The sequence below is a fragment of the Caballeronia sp. GAFFF1 genome, from assembly GCF_023630705.1.
GTDB lineage: Bacteria > Pseudomonadota > Gammaproteobacteria > Burkholderiales > Burkholderiaceae > Caballeronia.
On sequence record NZ_JALQEM010000029.1, the window covers coordinates 40,323 to 62,612 of the forward strand.

The window sequence follows — 22,290 nt, forward strand, 5'->3', positions numbered from 1 at the left end:
GCGGCGGAGCGGCTGCATGCTCCGCCTTCGTCATACGATAAGCAAGACTAACTATCGACGCGACTTCGACAGCCGGTGCGCGAGGCCCAGGTTCGTCGCGATCTGCCAGACATACACGCGCGAGAAGCGCACGCCGAAGCGCCGCTCGATCAGCTCGCGCAGACGCGCATTGGTCCACGCGTCGCTCGGAAAGCCGTATTTGCGCGGCGAATTCTGCAACGCGGCCGCGATCCAGTCGAGCGCGTCCCGATCCAGCACGGACGTGCGCCCGCCGACGCCCATTTTCGCGAGCGCATCGAGCCCGCCGTCCGACACGATGGCGCGGTAGCGGCGCACTGTTTGCACCGAGAGATGCAATTCGTCCGCGACCGTCTCTACCGATGCGCCTTCCAGCAGTCTGCGCCCGGCGGTCATGCGCCGGACGACGCTCGGAAGGGTGGCGGGGCGGGACGGCATCGCGCTGGTCGCTCGGTCGCGGTCCGCGGCTTCTTGGCGCGGCCGGTCAGCCGCACAGCCCGGCGGCGCAGCCGCGCGCGGTGGAGAGCGCCTCGGAGGCGCAGGGCGCGTTCAGACGGGGCGCGGCGTCACGGCGTCCGTATGCGTTCATGCGTGGCTCCTTGTCGGGAGACTGCGGAACTCGATCGGGCGTGCTCAACGGCGAAAGGATGCGCGGCCGCGAAAGCCAGGCCGGCTACTTTGGGCTACCAATAAACGTTTTACGGCGCAATGGACACGCATGGCCGAAAATATTTCGGCTTGAATATTGAGCGTGAATTGCCTATGGGCGGATCGGCGCGCGTATTCGGCCCATGCACGAGGCGCGGCGAGCAACGCTGCGGGTGTCGGTTTTCGGTGGTGCGACTGATTTTCGTCAGTCGTGGACAAGGACCAAGCCTCGCGGACACGTCAAACGCGATAGAACTCGATATCCTGGCCCGCATGTACCGCGCGTTTCAACCATTCCGGCATGTCGCCGACGCCGTCCCACGTGTCGCCGCTCGCGTTTCGGAAAACCGGACTCGCGCCGTTCGATATCGGCACGGACGGCAATTTCGGCATCGCGCGATGCGGTTTCGGCGCGCCATTCGCCGCGTTCCCGTTGGTCCTGGTGAACGTGGGCGGTGCAGGAGGCGCGGCCTGCGCTTCGGCTAATGCTTCGGCCAGAGCAGTTTCGGTAATCCCGAATTCGGCCATTCGGCTGCGCAAGTACGCAATGATGCTATCTCGCTTTCTTTCGTCCACGGCTTTCCTGATTCAGCTTTTTGATTTGCAGAAGACGAACCCATGCCCCGCGCGGACCGGGGCGGTTCGATGACTTAAATATATGTATTACCAAGCGTGGCGCAGTGTTTGCCGCTCGTCAATTGGTGTATTTACCGCGAGGCTGTTTTAATCCGCCAGACTCATTGACGCATGCGCCGAATAGAGCCGGTTCGGTCCATTCACTCGCTCGAGGATCACCGCGACGGACGCACGACAAGAGTGCGTGCGGGAAGTCACGCCGAAAACCGCGATCCGCAGAGGGGCATGCCGCGCCGCCGCGACGAGGCGGCGGCCGAAAGGCTCGCTCCACTTGTATTGTATGCCGGTCTTGGCAGCGTTTAAAAAGTTTTAACGCGAATGTTGTTCTCCCGGTAATTCCGCGCCGTGCGCGCGAATCGCGGCAATGAGTTCCGCCGGCGTTATTTCATAACGGACTTCGCGATGAATGCCGGGTTTGCGTTCATCGATCTCGATCAGCAGCACGGCCTTGCCGTCAGCAGCGGGTTCGAGCTTCAACGAGCGCACTTCCTGGCCGGTGGTGTCGTCATATTCGGTCAGGAGCGTCATGGCTCCGGTGGCTGCGCTTCTCGGCATCGACATTCTTCCTCCCGTCTTGCGACGCATTTGTTGTTGTTCCGCTGCATCGCCCAGCCGCGCGCAGCGAATGGCGTGCGCGCTCCAGGGACGAAACAGGGCGGATACGGCGGACGCGAAGCGCGGCGCCTGCGCGGGCGCGCTCCGGTATCTCATTATTGCCTGTCAAATGCGCAGGCGTCCAGCGCGCGAGTTTTGCGCCCGCTTGCGCCCTCAGGCGTTGCCGGCGATGGCGTCGCGGACCTGCGCCGTGATCTCGAACGAACGCAAGCGCGCCGCATGGTCGAAAACTTGCGCCGTGACGATGAGTTCGTCCGCCTGCGTCTGGTCGATGACCGAGCGCAGCCCGGCTTCCACGTCGCTGCGATCGCCGATCACCGAGCACGACAGCGAGTGCTCGACGCCCGCGCGCTCGGCCGGCGTCCACGCAATGGATTCGACGGGCGGCGGCAGTTGTCCCGGCGTGCCACGTCGAAGATTGATGAACTGCTGTTGCAGGGATGTGAAGAGGAAGCGGGCTTCGTCGGCGGTGTCGGCGGCGAAGACGTTCACGCCGACCATCGCGTAAGGCTTGTCCAGCGTGGCGGACGGCCGGAATTGCGAGCGATAGACGTGCAACGCGGTCATCAGGTAATCCGGCGCGAAATGGGACGCGAACGCGAACGGCAGGCCGAGCGCCGCCGCCAGTTGCGCGGAAAAGAGCGACGAGCCGAGCAGCCAGATCGGCACATGCAAGCCCGCGCCGGGCACCGCGCGCACGCGCTGGCCTTCCACCGGATCGGCGAAATAACGCTGAAGCTCCACGACGTCGTCGGGGAACGAATCGGCGCTGCCTTGCAGGTCGCGGCGCAGCGCGCGGGCGGTCGTCTGGTCGGTGCCCGGCGCGCGCCCGAGTCCGAGGTCGATGCGGCCGGGAAACAGCGAGGCGAGCGTGCCGAACTGCTCGGCGATGACGAGCGGCGCGTGATTCGGCAGCATGATGCCGCCGGAGCCGACGCGAATCGTCTTGGTGCCTGCCGCGATGTGCGCGATCACCACCGAAGTGGCCGCGCTGGCGATGCCCGTCATGTTGTGATGCTCGGCGAGCCAGTAGCGCCGGTAGCCCCAGCGTTCGGCGTGCTGCGCGAGATCGAGCGAATGAGCGAAGGCGTCGGCGGCGGTGGAGCCGAGCGGAATGGGCGAGAGGTCCAGCAGCGAGAAGGGGATCATTGCGAGTTTGGCGTGCTGCAGCGTGATGGCGTGGCGGCGCGACATGCGCATGGGAAGAGCGGCCTCGACGCGGCCACGCGTTGGATATTCGATTGTGCCGAAAGTCCGCGAAGTCTGCCGAAGCGGTCGCGAGCCGATGGTCCTGAGCGAAGTATCCGCCGACGCTATGCCAGCACCGGATAGCCGCGCTCCGCCGCTTCGCGTTCGTAGCGAAGAATCGGCGCGTAATCCGCCTGCGTGAGGCGCAGGAAGCCTTTGAGCCGCAGCCGGCGCGCGAGTGCCGAGTCTTGCGCGACGGTATCGCCGAGCGCGATGGCGAGCGCATCGACGATTTCGCGCGGCACGCGCTTCGACGCGATGAACGGCAGCGCGGGCGCGCTCGCCGTCACGCCGAGCTCGCGCACGCCGGCCGCCAGTTCCGGCCGATGCGCGCGCACGAATGCGAGCGTCACGCAGTCGATGGCGGCGATATCCGCGCTTCGCTCGATCGCGACCGCATGCAGCGACGCGAGATGTCCGCCGCTCTTCGCCACGGAATCGAAGAAGCGCGAGCCCTGCGCAAACGGCGCCACGGCATGACGGAAGAGGTTCATGCCGCTATTCGAATCGTCGTCGTTGTAGACGGCGCGCAGCCCGCGGCAGTCGGCGAGCGACGCCGCGTTGACATGCGCGCCCGCGACGAGCACGCTGCGGTAGCCGCCGTTCTCGCAGCCGGGTGCGTCGAAATCGGGCGTGGCGACCAGTTGCACGCGATCATCGAGCGCATGCAGCAGCGGATAACCGCACGTCTGCGACAGCAGCAGGTCCTCGCGCAGCCAGAAGGCGCTCAGGTCGGAAACGGCGTCGGCGATGCCGAGCGTATCGCCGCGGGCCTTCAGCCTGTCGGCGAGCCGGGCGTGCACGGCATCGAGCAACGCGCGCCAGTCGGCGGCGAGCGCAGGCGTGACGTTGTACATCGGCAGGGCGGCGGTCCAGTGCATCGTCGGGTACTGGCAGGGGATGTCGCATCGTAGCGGTATTCGCAGCGGCGCGTCTCGCCATGGAAGGACTAGGCCTGCGGCGTCTCCGTCTTCGTAACAGACGGTTTGCCGTGCGGCCGTCGAGGCGATGCAGCGTCAAGCCTGCCGAACGGACCGGCCGGTCCCCGCGTCACAAGCCGCCCGAAGCCGCCTTGGCGCCGTCCGGATGCCCGAACGTTCGCACTGCTGTGTCCTCGCCCGAGCCCGCGAACGGATGCACCGGCGCGACCGCCCCCGCGAACGCATACCGCCGGAACCACTCGCCGTATCCTTCCACGACAAACCCGCCATTGCTCGCCCGATACGCGTCTCGCCGCTCGCGATAGATTGCAGCCAGCGCGAACCACGGCGCGCCCGGCAGGTCGTGGTGCACCGCGTGGTAGTTGTTGTTCAGGAAAAGCAGCTGCCACGGCCACGCGGCCTCGTTGATGACCGTTCGCTCACGCTCTGCGCCGGCCGCGCGATGTTCGTGGAACGATCGCACCGAAGCAAGCGCGAGCGCCGCATAGCCCACGCCTGCGAACGCGCGCCACGGCACGCCGCATCGAGTGTCGAGCCACCACGCGAGCGCCGCCAGCGCGGCGAGATGCACGAGCCAGCTCGCGACGATCCGCCAGTCGCGATCGATAATCGCCTGCGCCGCTTCCCGCCACGACGCGGCGATCGCGAACCACGGCCCGATCAGCACGCGGCCCACGAACGTGTTGCGCGCGGCGATCGCGCCACGCAATACGACGCCCGCGCTCGCCCACTGTTCGGGCGTCACGAAGTAGCTTTCGGGATCGCGGCCGGGCACGGTCAGATGCGCATCGTCGTGATGACGCAGATGCGACGCGCGATAGACCGCATACGGAAACCACACGGCGAGCGGCGCGAGTCCGAAGAGCATGTTGACGAGCGGCCAGCGCGTCGGATGCCCGTGCAGCAACTCGTGCTGTAGCGACATGTACCAGCACGACAACACCGCGAGCAGCCCGAGCGCGAGCGGCATGCCGAGCGCGCGCGCGCTCGTCGCGACGGCGAACCAGCCGCCGTACACCGCGACGATCACGAGCCATGTCGGCCATTCGCTGCGCCAGCGCCACGACGCGCGCCGATCCTGGATTGCATCGCGTTGGGCGTCGTCGAGATAGCGTGGCATGGCGGGCTCTGAAAGGCGAAGGGCCATGTTAGCCGCGAGCCGCCGCAAGCCCAACGAACGAATACGCCTATGTTTTTCGCGCAGCGCGAATTGCAGCGGTTTTTTCGCGCTCTTTCGCCAAGAAATGAATAGGATGTCGAATCAATGCGCGTCTGCCGCACGGCCGCGTGCCCGCACGCGAATATTGGCCGCGACCCGAAGCAAGGTATTCTCTGACGCTGTCCCCGGTTCTTCGCCGCCACGCGCCCTTATGACCCGACCCACCGATTCCGCCCGCTCCGCGCGTCTTTTCGCCGGACTCATTGCGTTCAACGTGCTCGCGTGGCTCTGGGCGCTCATCGCGTTTCGTCACTATCCGCTGCTCATGGGCACGTCGCTGCTCGCGTATTCGCTCGGGCTTCGCCATGCGGTCGATGCCGATCACATCGCCGCCATCGACAACGTCACCCGCAAGTTGATGCAGCACGGCGAGCGCCCGCTCTCCGTCGGCGTATTCTTCTCGCTCGGACATTCGACCGTCGTGATGCTCGCGACCGCGCTCATCGCCGCCACCGCGCTCGCCGTGCAGGCGCGCTTTGCGGCATTCCGCGAAATCGGCGCGCTCATCGGCACGTCGGTGTCCGCGTTTTTTCTCTTCGCCATCGCCGCGATGAATCTGGTCGTGTTGCGCGGCGTGTGGCGCGCATTCCGGCGCGCGCGCCGCGGCGACGCGCTGAACGACGACGATGCCGACCTGCTCGTCGTCGGAGGCGGCCCGCTCGCGCGCATCGCACGGCCGCTCTTTGCGCTGATCGGCAAGAGCTGGCACATGTATCCGCTGGGCTTCCTGTTCGGCCTCGGCTTCGATACGGCGACCGAGATCGGGCTGATGGGCATTGCCGCGTCCGAAGCGGCGCGCGGCATGCCGGTATGGTCGATCCTCGTGTTCCCGGTGCTGTTCGCAGCCGGCATGTCCCTGGTCGATACCGCCGACAGCCTGCTGATGGTCGGCGCGTACGGCTGGGCATTCATGAAGCCGGTGCGCAAGCTCTACTACAACCTCACGGTGACGCTGGCCTCGGTCGTGATCGCGGTGTTCGTCGGCAGCGTCGAGGCGCTCGGCCTGCTCGCGGATCGCCTGCAACTCAAAGGCGGGCTGTGGGACTTCGCCGCGCGTCTCTCGGACCACTTCGGCGCGCTCGGCTATGCGGTCATCGGCCTCTTCGCCGCATGCTGGCTGGCCTCCGCGCTGCTCTACAGGTGGCGCGGCTACGATGCCGCCGACGACGCGCTCGACTCGGGCATCGCGCGCTAGCTTCGACTTTCGCCTTCGCGCCAGCTTTCGTTTTCCTGATGCGGGCATCGTTTCTGCTGTCGATGAGCGCCTGCCGTTCATCGGTTCCGGCATCGAACGGCTCTCAGGGAGAACACAACCATGGCAGATACGCAGGACGGCTCGCGCGAGGGTTCCGCAGGCGCGGAATCACCGAATCTCGACGATGCACAACGCGAACAGGCGGCCGAGCATTCCACGCCGCACGCGCTCGTCATTCACGAAATCGTGCGGGAGGAAGGCGAGGCGGCGATGGAGCGCACTTTCGCCGCGTTGATGTGGTCCGCGCTCGCCGCCGGCCTGTCGATGGGCTTCTCGTTTCTCGTCCAGTCGATACTGGAAAGCGCGGTGCCCGAGTCGAAGGGGAGCCACCTCGTCACGAGTCTCGGCTATACCATCGGCTTCGTGTTCGTCATTCTCGGAAGGCAGCAGCTTTTCACGGAAAGCACGCTGACGGCGGTGCTGCCCGTTCTCACGCGCCGCGACATGAAGACGGTCGCCAAGACCTTGCGCCTGTGGATCATCGTGCTGGTGTTCAATCTGATCGGCACGGCGATCTTCGCGGGCCTGCTGCAACTTCCCGGCGTGTTCTCGCCTGAAGTGACCGAGGCGCTCGCCAAGGTCGCGAAGGCGCCGTATTCCGGCAGCTTCGGCGTGACGTTGGCGCGAGCGTTGTTCGCGGGCTGGCTGATCGCGTTGATGGTCTGGCTGCTGCCGAGCGCGAAATCGGCGCGTCTGCTCACGATTCTGCTCGTGACGTACACGGTCGCGGTCGCGAAGCTCTCGCACGTGATCGCGGGCTCCGTCGAAGCGGCTTATGCGGTCATGTCGGGCGCGGCGAGCGTCTCCGACTATATCCTCGTGTTCCTCGCGCCGACGCTCATCGGGAATATTCTCGGCGGCGTGTCGCTGGTCGCGATCGTCAATCACGCCGCCATCGCGCCGGAAATCAACGGCACGCCGCAGAACGCGGACTAAGCGGACTAAGCGGACTAAGCCGACGTACGGCGCGGCGCGCGCTACTTGTTGTTGCCCGCGCCGGTGCCGTACAGCCCGTTGTTGAAGCCGCCGGCGCCGTTCGTCGAGTGTTCCTTGCCGACGGTCGGGCCGCGCGATGCGCCCGCCGCGTCCTTCGACTGCGGCTTCTGCGTCTCATGCACTGCGACGCCGGACGGATTGGCCCGCGCGGTCGAATCGGACGTGCGGTTTTCCTGCTGATCCGAGCCTTCGGGCTTCGTAATCTGCGCGCTGGCGCACGCGCTGTATGCGGCGGCGAAGCCCGCGAGCAGCGTGGCGGCGATTCTTTTGCGTGATGCGGACATGAGGTCTCCGTGCAGTTCGTGAGTCAAGAGCCGAGCACGAACGATGCCTGAGGAGCGCCTCCGCCATGGCGGCTCGAACCTCTCGCTGGCGAGCCTGCGCGCCCGCCGGCCGGACCGTGCGGGCGATGAGCGTCGCGCACGTGGCGCGGGTGGCGAAAGCGGCGGTCAGGCCGCTTTCGCCCAAAGCCTATTGGTCGACCTTTTGCGGCTGCCGCCGTCGCGTGGATGAATGTGGACGGCATCGAGTGCCGCGCGCAGCGCCTGAATGCGCTGCTTCTGCGCGGGCACGAGCGCGTAGCCGCTGACGACGGCCGCGAGCCGCTCGCGCCAGTATTCGACGTTGAGCGTTCCGGACGACTGGCTCTTCATCGCGCGAAGCTGCGCCACGGCGCGTTCGATGTGCTGCAACTCGACGTCCGCCATCGCCGAGGGCAGCAGGCTGCCCTTGGTGTCGCCTTTCTTCTTCATTGTTGGTCTTCCTCTCAGCCGCGCGGCGTGACGCTGTCTCGCGTCTCCCATCGCACGGGCACCCCGTTCACCCACGCGCTTTCTATTGAAACGTCGCGGGCGGCCCTTGCTCATTTTCTGAATTGTTCGGGCGTGACCGGCAGGCGTGATCCGCAGTCTTGCTTGGCGGCTGCCAACGGTACGACCGTTGGCAAAAATGTACGCAACGGGGGCCTGTTCCCTCCGTCTGTCATCGCACACTGATGAAGGGGTTCGCGCGTTTTTCGATGCTGCGCCGCGCCACGCCGAGCATGCTGAGGCGGGCGGCGAGGCTAGTCCGCGTCGTCGGAAGATGGCTTTTCCGCGCGCTTGCCGCTGCGTCCGATCTGCGCTTCGAGCGCTTCGTCGAGCTTGCTGACCTTGCGCGGTTTCGCGGGTTCGCGCGCGTTGACGAACGCGATGAAGTCGTCCATCGGCAACGGCTCGCACAGCTTCTTCGAGCCTTCGGCTGCGCGTTCTACCAGATAGAAGTAGCCGCCCGGCATGCTCACGGCCGCGTAATGCGGATTGCCGCTGCGCGTCTTGAGCCGTTCGACGGCGCTGATGGCCCGTGTAGAGCGCATGATGCTAGGCCCGTCCGCTCACGGCGCGCACTTCTTGCCCGCGCCTTCGATCCACATGTTCGACACGTGGCGCTCGCCGGGGTAGAAGCGGTAGGTGGTCTCGCCGTTGTCGTAGCGGACCTTGACGACGTTCGAGTCGCCGAATTCGAGCATGGTGCCTTGCGGAATCGCCGTCTGCTTATAGGTGGCGTTGTGTTTCTTGGCTTCCTCGGTAATGCACTGGACGATGCTTGCAACTTCGTTATGCGTCGATGCCGCTTCGACTTCCGGCTGGCCGGCGTCTTCGTTATGAAAGCGGCCGCAAGCGGCAATGAGAAGGGGCAGCGCGAGGGCCGCGGCAAGTTTCTTCATGATCTTCCCGGTATGAGGGTATGGAATCGAACGCTCCATTAGAGCACAGCGTCTTACAGTTCGGCGCAGTGTCGATGGCAGCAACCTCCGCGCCCGCACGCGCTCCGCTTGTTCAGGCGCAGCGCCTCGGTTACGCGTCCGGCGGCACGCCCAAGAGCGGCAAAGTGCCTCCGACGATGCCCGAGAACACCGGCCCCGCGACGGTCCCGCCGTAGTACGCGCCGCCCGACGGCTCGTCGATCATCACGGCGACGATCACGCGCGGATCGCTCATCGGCGCAATGCCGACGAACGACGCGCGATACTTGTTCGCCGCATACGACCGCCCGACCTGCTTGCGCGCCGTGCCCGTCTTGCCGCCGACGCGATAGCCCTCGACCGCGGCGGCGCGTCCGGTGCCGTTCGGTCCCATTGCCATTTCGAGCATGTCTCGCACGGCGGCGGCCGTCGCGGGCTGCACGACCGGCGTGCCCGCGCGGCGCGTTTCGCCGTGGATGAGCGTCGCGGCATGAAAGCGCCCGTCGCCCGCATACGCCGTGTAGATCTGCGCGATCTGCAGGAGCGAGAGCGACAGGCCGTAGCCGTAGGCCATCGTCGCCTGCTCGATCGGCTTCCAGCGCTCCGGCGCGCGCAGCCGTCCCGTGGCCGCGCCGGGAAACGTCAGTTCCGGCGCCTGTCCGATGCCGTATTCGCGGTACTTGTCCCAGATGGTCCGCGCGGGAATCTTCAGCGCGAGCTGCGTCAGCGCCACGTTGCTGGACATCTGCACGGCCTCGGACACGGTGATGACGCCATGATTCGACGTGTCGTGAATCACATTGGGCCCGATCTTGAGCGTGCCGGGGTTCGTGTCGATGCGCGTGTCCGGCCGCACGTGACCCAGGTCGATGGCGAGCGCGGCCACGAGCGGCTTGATAGTCGACCCCGGCTCGAAGGTATCCGTGAGCGCGCGGTTGCGAAGCTGGTCGCCCGTGAGACGGCGGCGGTCGTTCGGATCGAAGCTCGGGTAATTGGCGAGCGCCAGGACTTCGCCGTTCTTCGCGTCCAGCACGACGACGCTTCCGGCGCGCGCCCGATGCTTCGCGACGGCCGCTTTGAGCTGCGAATGCGCGAGTTGCTGGATGCGCCGGTCGATCGTCAAGTGGATGGTCTCGCCGTTCTGCGGCATCTCCGTTTCGCCGATCTGCGATACCACGCGCCCGAGCCGGTCGCGGATGACTTCGCGCTGCCCGGCTGAACCGGCGAGGCGCGCGTCGGCGGCAAGCTCCACGCCTTCCTGACCGCGATCCTCGTTGTCCGTGAAGCCGACGACATGCGCCGCCGATTCGCCTTCGGGATAGAAGCGTTTGGTGTCCGGCACGAGCGTGATGCCCGCGCGACCGATTTCCGCGATGCGCTCGGCTGTCTCTGCATCGACCTGGCGCTTGAGCAGCACGAAGCTGCGATCCGTGCCGATGCGGCGGCCGAGTTCGCTCGCGGGAAAGTCGAGCAGCTTGGCGATGTCGTCGGCGCGGGCGGCGTCGAAACGCTTCGGGCTCGCCCAGACTTCGTACGTGGCGAGGCTGACCGCGAGCATCGCGCCGTTTCGGTCGACGATGCGCCCGCGCGTGGCGTCGAGCGCGAGCGTTCGCTGGTAGCGTTTCTGTCCTTCGCCGATATAGAACGCGTGATCCACCACCTGCACCCACAGCGCGCGCCCGGCGAGCGCGAGGAACGCGGCGGTGACGCCCGCAAGCACGAACGTCGAACGCCACGCGGGCAGCCGTTGCGCGAGCATGGCGCTGCGATGATGCGTGTGGAATTCGCGGCGGCCGCGCGTTTTAATGCTCTTGAACATCGGCGCGATGCGTCAGGCGGGATCGGACTGCGCGAGTCGCGCGAGCGCGGCGTCGAGATCGGACGAGGCAATGGAGCCGTCCGCATCGGGCAGACGAATGCCGAGGTCCTCGCTCAACACGCGCCGAAGCGCTTCGACGCCGACCAGTTCGCGATGCGTGGTGCCGTCGCGCTCGTCGTGCAGGGAAAGACGCTGGTCGAAGAGACCGTAGCGGCGACCGGGCGCGAGCCGCGCGGCAAGCAGGTGATGCACGAAGATCGACTGCGGATACGTCGAGACGAAGTAGTTCGACATCTCGTAGTCGATGTCGTATTGCGGATCGAAGTCGAAGCGGTAGATGGCCGTCCACGTTCCGTCGATCAGCGCTTCCATCCGATAGTTCGGCAGTCCCGCGTCCCAGTCGATGCGTTGCAGCCTGAATGCGCCGTGCGGCGTGATCTGCTCCAGACCGCCTTGCAGCGCGAGCGGCGCGGAAAGCGTCATGCCGCCGAAGCCGACATCCGCGACGAACGCGCCTTCGTCCAGTTCCACGACGAGCAGCATGTGCGAGCGCGGCGGCATGACCGACGCATCGCGGCCCCACAGCACGCGGCCCGCGTAGCTTTTCACGCGAAAACCCAGTGCTTCGAGTACGCTGCGGAAAAGCAGATTGTGTTCGTAGCAGTAACCGCCGCGCCGGTTCATGACGAGCTTGCGCTGAATCGAAGCGAGATCGATCCGGATCGGACGGCCGAGCAGCACGTCGAGATTCTCGAACGGTATCGCCTGTGGATGCAGCAGATGCAGCGCGCGCAGCGTGTCGAGCGTGGGCGCGGGCCGGTCGCCGCCGCCGAAGCCGATGCGTGCGAAGTAGGCAGGCAGGTCGATGAGCGTGTCGGGTGAAGTCATGTCGGTGTTGGCCTCGTGCTGCGAAGTCGCGCAAGCATTCTACGACACGCGAAGCGGAAAATTACAGATAGCCTACAAACGAAGCGGGCGCCGTAAGAAGCGATGCGCGATTGAACTGTGCCGCGTCGCCGAAGGTCTTTCCATTTTCGCTCAACGGATGAGGACACCCACGTCATGCCGAATGATGCAGACAATAGCAGTCAGGCAAGTGCTTCGAACCCGTCTTCAGCGTCGCCCGCAGCAAAGCGCCGCGCGCCTGCGTGCACGCTCGTGATCTTCGGCGCGGGCGGCGATCTCACGCGGCGGCTGTTGATGCCCGCGCTCTACAACCTCTCCGCCGACGGTCTGCTCGACGACGACATGCAGATCATCGGCGTGAATCACGGCGAGCGCGAGACCTCCGCGTGGCGCGACGAACTCACCGAGTCGCTGCGCAAGTTCGCCGCCGACAAGGCCAGCACCTTCCATACGTCGAAGCTCAACGAAGACGCGTGGAACCGCGTCGCCAACAAGCTCGAATACTTCGCGGGCGAGTTCGACGACGAGGAAGCCTTCGCGCGGCTCGGAGCGCGTCTCACCGAGATGAAGAGCCGCAATGTCGTGTTCTATCTCGCCGTGAGCGCCCGGTTCTTTGCGCCGATCGCGGAACATCTCGGGCGCGCCGGACTGCTGGAGGAGCAAGACGGCGCGTTCAGGCGGCTCGTCATCGAAAAGCCGTTCGGCACCGACCTGGCTTCGGCGCAGGCGCTCAACCGCTGCATCCTCGCCTATGCGAAGGAATCGCAGATTTATCGTATCGACCATTTCCTCGGCAAGGACACGGTGCAGAGCATTCTGGCCGTGCGCTTCGCCAACGCGATGTTCGAGCCGGTCTGGCGGCGCGAATACATCGATCACGTGCAGATCACGGCGTCGGAGACCATAGGCGTGGAAGGGCGCGGCAGCTTCTACGAGCAGACGGGCGCGTTCCGCGACATGGTGCCGAACCATCTCTTCCAGTTGCTCGGCATGGTGGCGATGGAACCGCCCAATTCCTTCGACGCCGAAGCCGTGCGCGACAAAAAGGCCGAAGTCTTCGACGCGATGAAGCCGCTTTCGGCGCAGGACGTGGTGTTCGGGCAATATGAAGCCGGCGCGGCGGGACCGGGTTATCGCGAAGAGCCCGGCGTCGCAAAGGACAGCCGCACCGAAACCTATGCGGCGGCGCGCGTCTTCATCGAAAACTGGCGCTGGGCCGGCGTGCCGTTCTATCTGCGCACCGGCAAGCGGCTGACCGAGCGCCGCACGGAGATATCGGTGCAGCTCAAGGCGGTTCCGTTCCGGCTGTTCCGCGACACGCCCGTCGACGAACTGACGCCGAACGTCTACACGCTGCGTATCGACCCGGCGCACGGCACGACCTTCGACTTCAACGTCAAGGTGCCGGGCCCGGTGATGCAGATGGGCGCGGTGCGCTCGGCGTTCGATTACGGCGACTTCTTCGCCGAGCGCGCGAACGTGGGCTATGAAACGCTGCTCTACGACTGCATGCTCGGCGACGAAACGCTGTTTCAGCGCGCCGACAGCATCGAGACGGCGTGGGCTGCGGTGGATCGCGTGCTGCATCCAGACGGCGAACTGCCCGTGCATGGTTACGCGGCGGGCAGCGCCGGCCCGAAGGAGGCGGACCGTCTGCTCGCAGAAGACGGCCGCGCGTGGCGTCCGCTGACCGACAACCGCAAGAAGAACTGAACATTGGATAACAACGATGACAAGCGTGAGCGCGGAAACCCGAACGAAGCAAAGAAAACGCGTGACCACCGCGAAGGGCGCGGTGAAGGCGGACCGCATTCTCGCCATCGACATCGGCGGGACCGGGCTTAAGGCCGCGGTGCTGTCCGAAGACGGCGAGATGAAGAGCGAGCGCGTGCGCGTGCCGACGCCCAAGCCCGCGCTGCCCGACGTGGTCGTCGATACGCTCGTCGCGCTCGTGCAGCCGATTCTTGCCGAGCCGCCGACGCACATTTCGATCGGCTTTCCGGGCGTGGTGCGCGATAACGTCGTACTGACCGCGCCCAATCTCGGCAACGAATACTGGCAGCGCGTGCCGCTAGCGGACATGATCTCCCAGCGTCTCGGCGGCATGCCGGCGCGCATGATCAACGATGCCGAAATGCAAGGACTCGCGGCTATCGAAGGTCGCGGTCTGGAGTTCGTGCTGACGCTCGGCACGGGCGCGGGCACCGCGCTCTTTCGCGACGGCGAACTCATGCCGCATCTGGAACTGGCGCATCATCCGGTGTCCAAGAGCCGAACTTACGACGAATACATCGGCAACGCGGCGCGCGAGAAGGCCGGCAACAAGCGCTGGAACCGCCGCGTCGAGAAGGTGCTCGGCATCCTCGACACGCTCGTTAATTTCGACAAGCTCTGGATCGGCGGGGGCAACGCCACCCATCTGAACTTCGAGTTGCCGCCGAACGTGGCGGTCGTATCGAACGCGGCGGGCATCGAGGGCGGCGCGAAGCTGTGGCATCCGCGCTCGGTTCGCGAGACTCGCCAACTCTCCGACTTCAATCAGCGCGAAGGAGCGCCTTCATGAATGCCAATGACCAATTCGGTTTGCACAGCATAAGCGGCGACGCCGCCGCCGCGTTCGAGGCGCTCGCGCACGTCCAACTCATCGTCTCGGACTGCGACGGCACGCTGCTCCACACCGACAAGTCGATCAGCGAGCCCGCGAAGGACGCGGTGCGGCGTCTGCGGCAAGCGGGGGTCGGGTTCACCGTCGCGAGTAGTCGGCCGGGCGCGGGCATGCGCTATATCGTGGAGACGCTCGGCGTCGACATGCCGTATGCGTCGTATAACGGCGGCAATCTCGTTCAGCCGGGCACGTGGGAAGTGCTCGCCGCGCACAAGCTGCCGCGCGATGCCGTGCAGACGTCGCTGGAGGCGCTCGCCTCCGCGGGCGTGGATGCGTGGGTGTTCGTCGGCGACGTGTGGTATCTGACCAATCCCGACGGCGCGTATGTGCCGCGCGAACGGCGCACGGTCGGCTATGACGGCGTGCTCGTGCAGCGTTTCGACGATGTGGATCTGGATGCCGTCGACAAGATCGTCGGTTCGACGGCGGACGCGCCGCTGCTCGAACGCGTCGAAGCGCAGTTGCAGACACAACTCGAAGGGCGCGCGAACGCGGCGCGGTCGCAGAGCTATTACCTCGACATCACGCATCTGCTCGCCAACAAGGGCGACGCGGTGCGCGAACTGGCGAAGCGCCGCAACGTGCCGCTCCAGCGCGTGGCCGTGCTCGGCGACATGACCAACGATATCGCGATGTTCGAGATTGCGGGGACGTCGATTGCGATGGGACAGGCGTCGGAGGCGGTGCAACGACGCGCGAGCCTCGTCTCGTCGACGAACGACGAGGACGGCTTCGCGGTGGGAATCAACGCGCTCTTGTCGGCGCGTGGGTTGTAGCGTGGTTCCGGAAACGCCGGCCGGCTCGCACTGGCGTGCTGGACGGCTTAACGGCTGTTTCGGGACGCGCTTACCGGCGGCGCATCGGCGCGCGGGCTGCGCCGCCGCCGCTTGCGCGTTCGTCTTTGTGACGGAAGTTGATGCGGCCCTTGGTCATGTCATACACCGACATTTCCAGCGTCACGCGGTCGCCGGCCAGAATGCGAATGTGGTTCTTGCGCATGCGGCCCGAGGCATAAGCGCCGACGACGACGCCATTGTCCAGCGTCACGCGGTAGCGGCTGTCGGGAAGCACTTCGTCAACGATACCGTCGAGTTCGATTAGTTCTTCTTTCGCCATTTGAGCTCCTGTTCAAGTAATAGTGGGTGCCGCGCCGCTCGACGCCACGCAACGGCATTCCCGAGTGTCGGCGGGCGACGGTGCGCACAGCGCATCGCCGCTGCAACGCGTCGGAAGCGAAGTCGGGCGTGGTCCGGCGCGCTCGAACGACGAACGCGCCGCGTCTTGCTTTCAGGCTCGTGGCGAGCTTGACGGCATAGGCCGGAACGACGGAACTCGCCTTCGAGCGGCAAGCCCCTGGCCGGCATGACCGGGACGGCGACGCCGGCTCTCTGCGAGGCTTCGACCGGGATTCAGGGCGATGCCGCGAGTGCCGACGTGCGGTGTGATGCGGTGAATGGGTCTGCTGTGACTGGCAAGTGCGGTCAGAAAGCGGAAATACAAGCTACTGACCAGGCACTGAGGCTGCGTCTCGACAGAATCCCGTTTAGACAGAGGAAACCGCGCAAAAGTTCCTTGCGCGGTGCCCGGCGAGTGATGCTGTGTTCATGCGATGCGGTGGCACCGAACCCGTATTATAACCAACCTGCCTTCTTGAAGCGCCAGAACAGCACGATATCGACCAGCAACATCGCGCCGATGCACGCCGGATAGCCATACGTCCAGTCCAGCTCCGGTATCCGATGGAAGTTCATGCCGTAGATGCCGGCGATCATCGTCGGGACCGCGAAAAGGGCGGCGAACGAGCCGAGGCGCTTCGTGACTTCGCTTTCCGCGAGCGCGATCAGGCCGAGGTTCACCTGAATGGCCGTCACGATCATTTCCCGGCGGCCTTCGATGGTCTTCACGATGCGCAGCAGGTGGTCGTAGACGTCGCGGAAATATTCCTGCATGCCCGCGCATACGCCGGGCGGCCGCCCGCCGTAGAGCTTGCTCACGGCTTCGAGCAGCGGCGCCGTGTGATGCTGCATGAGCGTCATGCGGCGCTTGAGCGAGTACAGGTCTTCGATGATCTCGCGCGACGCCGCCGAGCCGTTACGCTCGAAGATGCGCTCTTCCACTTCGTCGAGGGCGTTGCCGAGCGCTTCCAGCACGGGGAAATAGCGATCGACGACGGCATCGACGAGCGCGTACATCACGAACGCCGGGCCGTGTTTGAGCAACTGCGGCTCGCGCTCGCAGCGTTTGCGCACTTCCTGGAACCCTTGCGTGGTGCGGTTGCGCACGGAGATCACGTAGTTGCGCCCGACGAAAACGTTGATCTCGCCGACGAGCAGTTCGCCTTCCTCGTCGAATTCGACGGTATGGAACACAGCAAAGAGCGAATCGCCGTACTCCTCGATCTTCGGGCGCTGATGCCCGTGTTGCGCGTCCTCGACGGCCAGTTCATGCAGGCCGAACTGATGCGCCATGTGCGCGAGCTCGCCCGGACCGGGCTCCTTCAACGCGACCCAGATGAACGAATCGGGCAGGTCCCGGTACGCATTGATGTCGTCGATTTGTACGTCTGCGAGCTTTCGGCCGTTCTGATAAGCCGCGCAATTGACCAGCATGGGGCGCCCTTGTTATCTCGATGTAAACAGCCGCGCGCGGCCTTTTTGCAAGATGCACAAGACGCACAAGATGCACGACAGGCGCGGCGCGGACTTCCTCGTGGAAATCTTAGCGGATCGCGACACGCCACGCGCCCTGTATTTGCAAGCGCGCGCGGCGTTCAGCTTGCCGTGTAGTCGAGCTGCGGCACGACTTCCGCGGCGGGCAGCGCGGCCACGTTCGACTGCATCGCGTCGAGTTTGGTCAGCTTGCCTTCTACCGTCGCGCCGACGTCCATGCGCAGCTTCTGATAGTAGATGTTGCCCTGTACATGCGCATTCGACTGGAGTTCGACGAAATGCGCGACCATCACGTCGCCGACCACGCGGCCGTTGATGATGACGTCGTAGGCGCTGACGTTGCCGTGAATCGCGCCCTGATCGCTCACGACGAGCAGCGACTCGTCGCCGGCGCGGCCGGTCACGTTGCCGGTCACCTGACCGTCCATGCGCAGGCCTTCGCTGAATTCGAGGTCGCCCGAAATATGGACATTCTGCGCGATCAGGGTGGAGAGCTTGGCCGGCTTGACGCCTTGCGAATCTTTCTTCGATGAGAACATGGCGGTTCCTTGTGATGCGGTAAAGGGTGGCTTCCGACGATCACGCGCGATTGCGTGCTCGGTCGGTCGGATGAATCAGCGTTGCTTCTTCAAAAAGGCGAGGTCGGTTTGCAGCCGCTCGATCTGCGCGGCGCTTTGCAGGGCGCGCTGTTCGAGCGCGGCGCGCGCCGCCGTCTGCTGTTCCAGCGCGAACTGCGCATGGGCCAGTTCTTCGCGCAGCTTTTGCTCGGAGACGGGCGGCGCGCAGAGCACGTCCAGCTTGCGCGCCTGTTCGTGCGAGGTCTTGAGCGCGTAGCCGGCCGCGACGAGCGCGCCGACCGCGCAGATGGCCGCGATCAGGCCGGGGATATACGCGGTGCTGCGCTTGGGCGTGAGCGAATAGGAACGTTGGGTCAGCTTAAGCGAGACACGCTTCGAATCAGCCTTGCGCATTGGGTTTCTGCCTGAAGAGCATGAGATAAGGCTTCGGATTGAGCTGCGCGCCGCCCACGATCACTTCGAAGTGCAGATGCGGCCCGGTCGAGCGGCCCGTCGAGCCGACTTCGGCGATCTCGTCGCCCGGCATCACGTACTGGCCTTCGGTCACGAGAATGCGCGACGCGTGGCCGTAGCGCGTCACCGTGCCGTTGCCGTGGCGGATATCCACTGCGTTGCCGTAGCCGTTGCGCTCGCCCGCCTGAACGACGCGCCCGCCCGCGCTCGCGAGAATCGGCGTGCCGCTCGGCGCGACGAGATCGAGCCCCGGATGAAAGCTCACGTGTCCGGTGAACGGATCGATGCGGTTGCCGTACGGCGAGCCGAAGTGCGAGCCGGGCGCGGGATCGCGGCCGGGAAACGCCATGTACGCGGTGTAATGCGCGATGGCCTGGCCTTGCAACTGCGAGAGCGTGTCGCTCAGGCAGCCGATAACCTTCTGCGCGTTCTTGAGGCGCTGCGAAGGCGTGCCGTCCGGCGCGCGCTCCGCGTTGCAAAGACGCGGCGGCAGTTCCGGACCGCCCGCGCCGTCGAGCGCGCTGGCGGCGCCTTCGCTGTCGGGCAGCGGCGGCACGTCGTGCACGCCGGCCGCCGTGCCCGCGCCGGGCGCGGCCTTCAGCCGGTTATCGAAGTCGCGCAACTCGCCGACCTGCGCCGACAGCGCCGCGACGCGCGGCACGAGCGCCCCGATGTCGGCGTCGATGCGCCCGAGCTGCTCGATCTCGTACGAGCGGCGCGACACGAACGCCTGCTCCTCGCCGAGATGACTGCGTGCGAAAGTCGTGCCGATGGCAATGCCGAGCGCGAGCGCGGCGATCAGAAGCGCAATCAGTCCGATGACGGCGATGGTGCGGGCCGTGCGCGCTTCGACGAAGCGCACGCGCTGGCTCGACACGGAGCGTCTTGACCAGATGACGAACGACATCAGCGAACGGCGTGCAGTGAGCCGGCGCGCGCGTCCGGACAGGGTTGAATTAGGAGAAAGCTCAATCGATTCACTGAGATAGCAACGCCGCGACGGACGACGCGATAAAGCGGGCCGGCGATTATGCCGCACGGCGCCCGGCGCGCCGACAGTTCGTCGGGATGGCGAATCAAATTAATACGAATCCGGCGGATGATGCCGATTGCCGATGCGTGAACGCATCGGCGGAAAGCGGCCATTAAACCACTTGGGCGCGCCAACAACGTCAAAAAGGTTGAACCTATCTCGAAAGTATGTTCAGGATGACTTGATGTCTACCCAGCCGATCTCGGGCGCGTCACCCATGAGGAACGCGTGGTTCAGCTCGGCGGCGGCGCGCAGGTAGTCCCAGACGGCGGTGATGCGCCTCAGCCTGCGCAAGTCTTCGCGACACGACAGGAAGAACGCGCGCGTCACGACGATCTCTTCCGGCAGCACCGGCACGAGCCGCGCGTCGGGCGACGCCATGAAGCACGGCAGGATGGCGAGCGCGCGCCCCTGCAACGCGGCGTGATACTGCGCGATCGCGCTCGTGCTGCGCCAGCGCGACACCGCGCCCGGCACCGCGCGCTCCAGATACAGCAGTTCGTGACTGAACGCGAGATCGTCGATATAGCTTGCGAAGCGGTGCTCGCGCAAGTCGTCTTTTGCGCGAATCGGCGCGTGGCCGTCGAGATAGCCGGGCGTCGCGTACAGCTTCAGTCGATAGTCGCAGAGCTTGGTGTAGACGTACTGACCTTGCTCGGGCCGTTCGAGCGTCACCGCGATATCCGCCTCGCGCTTCGAGAGGCTCACGAAGTGCGGCACCGGCAACAGGTCGATGGAGATGTTCGGATGCGCGTCCTGAAAACGGGCGAGATGCGGCGCGAGAAAGAAGCAGCCGAAGCCTTCCGTCGACCCGACGCGCACGTGACCCGACAGCGCGTGCCCCGTGTTGGCGATCTGCTCGGCGGCGGATTGCACCGTGGTTTCCATCGCGTCAACGAAGCCGAGCAGGCGCTGGCCCTCGGCGGTCAGCACGAAGCCGCCACTGCGCGATTTGTCGAAGAGCAGCGTGCCGAGCGCGTCTTCGAGCGCGCGCACGCGCCGCGCGACCGTCGTGTAATCGACGCCCAGGCGCTTGGCCGCGCCGCTCGCGCGCTGCGTGCGCGCCACTTCGAGGAAATAGCGCAGGTCGTCCCAGTTCAGTTTCGCGGCGTCGAACTTCGGGCGTTTTTGCATATCGGTCGGGTGTTTTTCTAGTGCCGGGGCGGACTTTTGCATAACTATACTCAAAGGCACGAGCCTGCCGCATAGCGGGCCGAGACCTATAACGGAGACGACATGCCTTTCCACCCGACGCTCTGTCCGCGTCACGCCCGCGCGTCTTCGCTCCTTTCTCCGCACCGTTCCAATCGAGGAGTCAACCGTGAATATCGTTGCTGAACATCCGGCGCAGGGTGTGCGCCCGGGCGCGTCCGTGCGGACCGCCAAATTGCTGATCGACGGCGAGTTCGTCGAATCGAAAACCGGCGAATGGCGCGACATCGTCAATCCGGCGACGCAGGAAGTCGTCGGCCGCGTGCCGTTCGCGACGGCCGACGAGGTGAACGCGGCAGTCGGCGCCGCGCAGAAGGCGTTCGAGACGTGGCGTACGACGCCGCTCGGCACGCGCATGCGGCTCATGCTCCGCTTTCAGGACCTCATTCGCCAGAACATGAAGCGCATCGCGCAGACCTTGACGGCGGAGCAGGGCAAGACGCTCGCCGACGCAGAAGGCGATATTTTCCGCGGCCTCGAAGTGGTGGAGCACGCGTGCGGCATCGGCACGCTGCAAATGGGCGAATTCGCGGAGAACGTCGCGGGCGGCGTCGACACGTACACGCTGCGCCAGCCGATCGGCGTGTGCGCCGGCATCACGCCGTTCAATTTCCCCGCGATGATCCCGCTCTGGATGTTCCCGATGGCGATCGTCTGCGGCAACACCTTCGTGCTGAAGCCGTCCGAACAGGACCCGCTTTCGACGATGGAACTGGTCGAACTGGCGATGGAAGCCGGCGTGCCGCCGGGCGTGCTCAACGTCGTGCATGGCGGCAAAGATGTGGTGGATGCGCTCTGCACCCATCCGGATATCAGGGCGGTGTCGTTCGTCGGCTCGACGGCGGTCGGCACGCACGTCTACAACCTGGCGAGCCAGCACGGCAAGCGCGTCCAGTCGATGATGGGCGCGAAGAACCACGCCGTCGTGCTTCCGGACGCGAACAAGGAGCAGACGCTCAACGCGCTGGCCGGCGCGGGCTTCGGCGCGGCGGGGCAGCGTTGCATGGCGACGTCGGTGGTCGTGCTCGTGGGCGCGTCGAAGGACTGGCTGCCGGATCTCGTCGAACGGGCGCGCTCGCTGAAGGTGAGCGCGGGCACGGAACCGGGTGCGGACCTCGGGCCGGTCGTATCCCGCGCGGCGAAGGAGCGGATTCTCGGCATGATCGCGAAGGGCGTGGAAGAGGGCGCGACGCTCGCGCTCGACGGCCGCGATATCACCGTCACCGGCTACGAGAATGGCAACTTCATCGGCCCGACCGTTTTCTCGGACGTGAGCCCCGACATGGCCATCTACAAGACGGAGATTTTCGGGCCGGTGCTGTGCGTGCTGGAAGCAGCCACGCTCGACGACGCCATCGCGCTCGTCAACCGCAATCCGATGGGCAACGGCGTCGGTCTCTTCACGCAGAGCGGCGCGGCGGCGCGCAAGTTCCAGAGCGAAATCGACATCGGGCAGGTCGGCATCAACATTCCGATTCCGGTGCCGGTGCCGTCGTTCAGTTTCACCGGTTCGCGCGGCTCGAAGCTCGGCGATCTGGGGCCGTACGGCAAGCAGGTCGTGCAGTTCTATACGCAGACGAAGACGGTCACGGCGCGCTGGTTCGACGACGCCACCGTGAACGACGGCGTGAACACGACCATCTCGCTCCGATAACG

At 65.6% G+C, this 22,290-nt stretch carries 24 protein-coding genes; 7 read left to right on the top strand and 17 right to left on the bottom strand.

Translation table 11 applies throughout. The features are described from left to right. Positions 1-51: 51 nt before the first annotated feature. Positions 52-456: a helix-turn-helix domain-containing protein gene (locus NCR37_RS15850; RefSeq protein WP_250473818.1), complete on the bottom strand. Its 405-nt coding sequence runs from the start codon at positions 454-456 to the stop codon at positions 52-54. Positions 457-967: 511 nt separating this feature from the next. Here NCR37_RS15850 and NCR37_RS28715 point away from each other — a divergent pair. After that, positions 968-1,315 (top strand): hypothetical protein, encoded by a 348-nt coding sequence (locus NCR37_RS28715; RefSeq protein WP_502800535.1) that lies wholly within the window; start codon positions 968-970, stop codon positions 1,313-1,315. Positions 1,316-1,611: 296 nt separating this feature from the next. Here NCR37_RS28715 and NCR37_RS15860 read toward each other — a convergent pair whose 3' ends face one another. From NCR37_RS15860 to NCR37_RS15875, 4 genes are all read right to left on the bottom strand, one after another. Further along, positions 1,612-1,857 carry a hypothetical protein gene (locus NCR37_RS15860; protein ID WP_250473819.1) on the bottom strand — a complete coding sequence of 82 codons (246 nt, stop codon included), beginning with the start codon at positions 1,855-1,857 and terminating at the stop codon, positions 1,612-1,614. A gap of 213 nt (positions 1,858-2,070) precedes the next feature. Continuing rightward, positions 2,071-3,066, bottom strand: a complete 996-nt coding sequence (locus tag NCR37_RS15865; protein WP_250473868.1) for a luciferase-like monooxygenase — start codon at positions 3,064-3,066, stop codon at positions 2,071-2,073. A gap of 164 nt (positions 3,067-3,230) precedes the next feature. Continuing rightward, complete coding sequence (locus NCR37_RS15870; protein ID WP_250473820.1) at positions 3,231-4,046, bottom strand: phosphate/phosphite/phosphonate ABC transporter substrate-binding protein; 816 nt, start codon at positions 4,044-4,046, stop codon at positions 3,231-3,233. Positions 4,047-4,215: 169 nt separating this feature from the next. After that, positions 4,216-5,226 (bottom strand): fatty acid desaturase, encoded by a 1,011-nt coding sequence (locus NCR37_RS15875; protein ID WP_250473821.1) that lies wholly within the window; start codon positions 5,224-5,226, stop codon positions 4,216-4,218. Between the two features lie 250 nt (positions 5,227-5,476). Between NCR37_RS15875 and NCR37_RS15880 the strand changes: the two genes are divergently transcribed. Both NCR37_RS15880 and NCR37_RS15885 read left to right on the top strand, forming a co-directional pair. Then, on the top strand, positions 5,477-6,520 hold the full coding sequence (locus NCR37_RS15880) for a HoxN/HupN/NixA family nickel/cobalt transporter (RefSeq protein ID WP_250473822.1): 1,044 nt from the start codon (positions 5,477-5,479) through the stop codon (positions 6,518-6,520). A gap of 120 nt (positions 6,521-6,640) precedes the next feature. After that, complete coding sequence (locus NCR37_RS15885; RefSeq protein WP_250473823.1) at positions 6,641-7,516, top strand: formate/nitrite transporter family protein; 876 nt, start codon at positions 6,641-6,643, stop codon at positions 7,514-7,516. 41 nt (positions 7,517-7,557) lie between these two features. Here the strand turns inward: NCR37_RS15885 and NCR37_RS15890 are convergent, their stop codons facing one another. From NCR37_RS15890 to NCR37_RS15915, 6 genes are all read right to left on the bottom strand, one after another. Continuing rightward, positions 7,558-7,860, bottom strand: coding sequence for a beta-xylosidase (locus tag NCR37_RS15890; protein WP_250473824.1), 303 nt, complete (start codon positions 7,858-7,860; stop codon positions 7,558-7,560). A gap of 165 nt (positions 7,861-8,025) precedes the next feature. Next, positions 8,026-8,328, bottom strand: a complete 303-nt coding sequence (locus NCR37_RS15895; RefSeq protein WP_250473825.1) for a hypothetical protein — start codon at positions 8,326-8,328, stop codon at positions 8,026-8,028. 311 nt (positions 8,329-8,639) lie between these two features. Then, positions 8,640-8,930, bottom strand: coding sequence for a hypothetical protein (locus tag NCR37_RS15900; protein ID WP_175941902.1), 291 nt, complete (start codon positions 8,928-8,930; stop codon positions 8,640-8,642). Between the two features lie 18 nt (positions 8,931-8,948). Then, on the bottom strand, positions 8,949-9,281 hold the full coding sequence (locus tag NCR37_RS15905) for a hypothetical protein (RefSeq protein ID WP_250473826.1): 333 nt from the start codon (positions 9,279-9,281) through the stop codon (positions 8,949-8,951). A 130-nt stretch (positions 9,282-9,411) separates the two neighbouring features. Beyond that, complete coding sequence (locus tag NCR37_RS15910; RefSeq protein ID WP_250473827.1) at positions 9,412-11,118, bottom strand: peptidoglycan D,D-transpeptidase FtsI family protein; 1,707 nt, start codon at positions 11,116-11,118, stop codon at positions 9,412-9,414. Positions 11,119-11,130: 12 nt separating this feature from the next. Continuing rightward, positions 11,131-12,006: an arylamine N-acetyltransferase family protein gene (locus NCR37_RS15915; protein WP_250473828.1), complete on the bottom strand. Its 876-nt coding sequence runs from the start codon at positions 12,004-12,006 to the stop codon at positions 11,131-11,133. Between the two features lie 174 nt (positions 12,007-12,180). Between NCR37_RS15915 and zwf the strand changes: the two genes are divergently transcribed. The 3 genes from zwf to NCR37_RS15930 are packed head-to-tail and all read left to right on the top strand — an operon-like array spanning position 12,181 to position 15,465. Then, positions 12,181-13,737: a glucose-6-phosphate dehydrogenase gene (gene zwf / locus NCR37_RS15920; RefSeq protein WP_250473829.1), complete on the top strand. Its 1,557-nt coding sequence runs from the start codon at positions 12,181-12,183 to the stop codon at positions 13,735-13,737. A 16-nt stretch (positions 13,738-13,753) separates the two neighbouring features. Continuing rightward, a complete protein-coding gene (locus NCR37_RS15925; protein WP_284506911.1) occupies positions 13,754-14,587 on the top strand; it encodes an ROK family protein in 834 nt (277 codons plus the stop codon). Then, complete coding sequence (locus NCR37_RS15930; RefSeq protein ID WP_250473831.1) at positions 14,584-15,465, top strand: HAD family hydrolase; 882 nt, start codon at positions 14,584-14,586, stop codon at positions 15,463-15,465. Before NCR37_RS15925 ends, NCR37_RS15930 begins: the two co-directional genes overlap by 4 nt. Positions 15,466-15,535: 70 nt before the next feature. On the opposite strand, the gene infA is transcribed toward NCR37_RS15930, so the two are convergent. The 6 genes from infA to NCR37_RS15960 form a co-directional block, all read right to left on the bottom strand. Next, the gene (gene infA, locus NCR37_RS15935; protein WP_175941889.1) at positions 15,536-15,805 is read right to left on the bottom strand and encodes a translation initiation factor IF-1; all 270 of its coding nucleotides are present in this window, start codon (positions 15,803-15,805) and stop codon (positions 15,536-15,538) included. Positions 15,806-16,320: 515 nt separating this feature from the next. Next, on the bottom strand, positions 16,321-17,298 hold the full coding sequence (gene corA, locus NCR37_RS15940; RefSeq protein WP_250473832.1) for a magnesium/cobalt transporter CorA: 978 nt from the start codon (positions 17,296-17,298) through the stop codon (positions 16,321-16,323). Positions 17,299-17,459: 161 nt separating this feature from the next. Continuing rightward, a complete protein-coding gene (locus NCR37_RS15945; protein ID WP_250473833.1) occupies positions 17,460-17,897 on the bottom strand; it encodes a bactofilin family protein in 438 nt (145 codons plus the stop codon). 75 nt (positions 17,898-17,972) lie between these two features. Then, positions 17,973-18,329 (bottom strand): hypothetical protein, encoded by a 357-nt coding sequence (locus NCR37_RS15950; protein ID WP_250473834.1) that lies wholly within the window; start codon positions 18,327-18,329, stop codon positions 17,973-17,975. After that, positions 18,316-19,296, bottom strand: coding sequence for a M23 family metallopeptidase (locus tag NCR37_RS15955; protein WP_250473835.1), 981 nt, complete (start codon positions 19,294-19,296; stop codon positions 18,316-18,318). The genes NCR37_RS15950 and NCR37_RS15955 overlap by 14 nt, the downstream gene beginning before the upstream one ends. A gap of 297 nt (positions 19,297-19,593) precedes the next feature. Next, positions 19,594-20,556, bottom strand: coding sequence for a LysR family transcriptional regulator (locus NCR37_RS15960; RefSeq protein WP_250473836.1), 963 nt, complete (start codon positions 20,554-20,556; stop codon positions 19,594-19,596). Positions 20,557-20,743: 187 nt separating this feature from the next. Here NCR37_RS15960 and NCR37_RS15965 point away from each other — a divergent pair, with 187 nt between their 5' ends. Further along, the gene (locus tag NCR37_RS15965; RefSeq protein ID WP_250473837.1) at positions 20,744-22,288 is read left to right on the top strand and encodes a CoA-acylating methylmalonate-semialdehyde dehydrogenase; all 1,545 of its coding nucleotides are present in this window, start codon (positions 20,744-20,746) and stop codon (positions 22,286-22,288) included. The last annotated feature ends 2 nt before the right edge of the window (positions 22,289-22,290 follow it).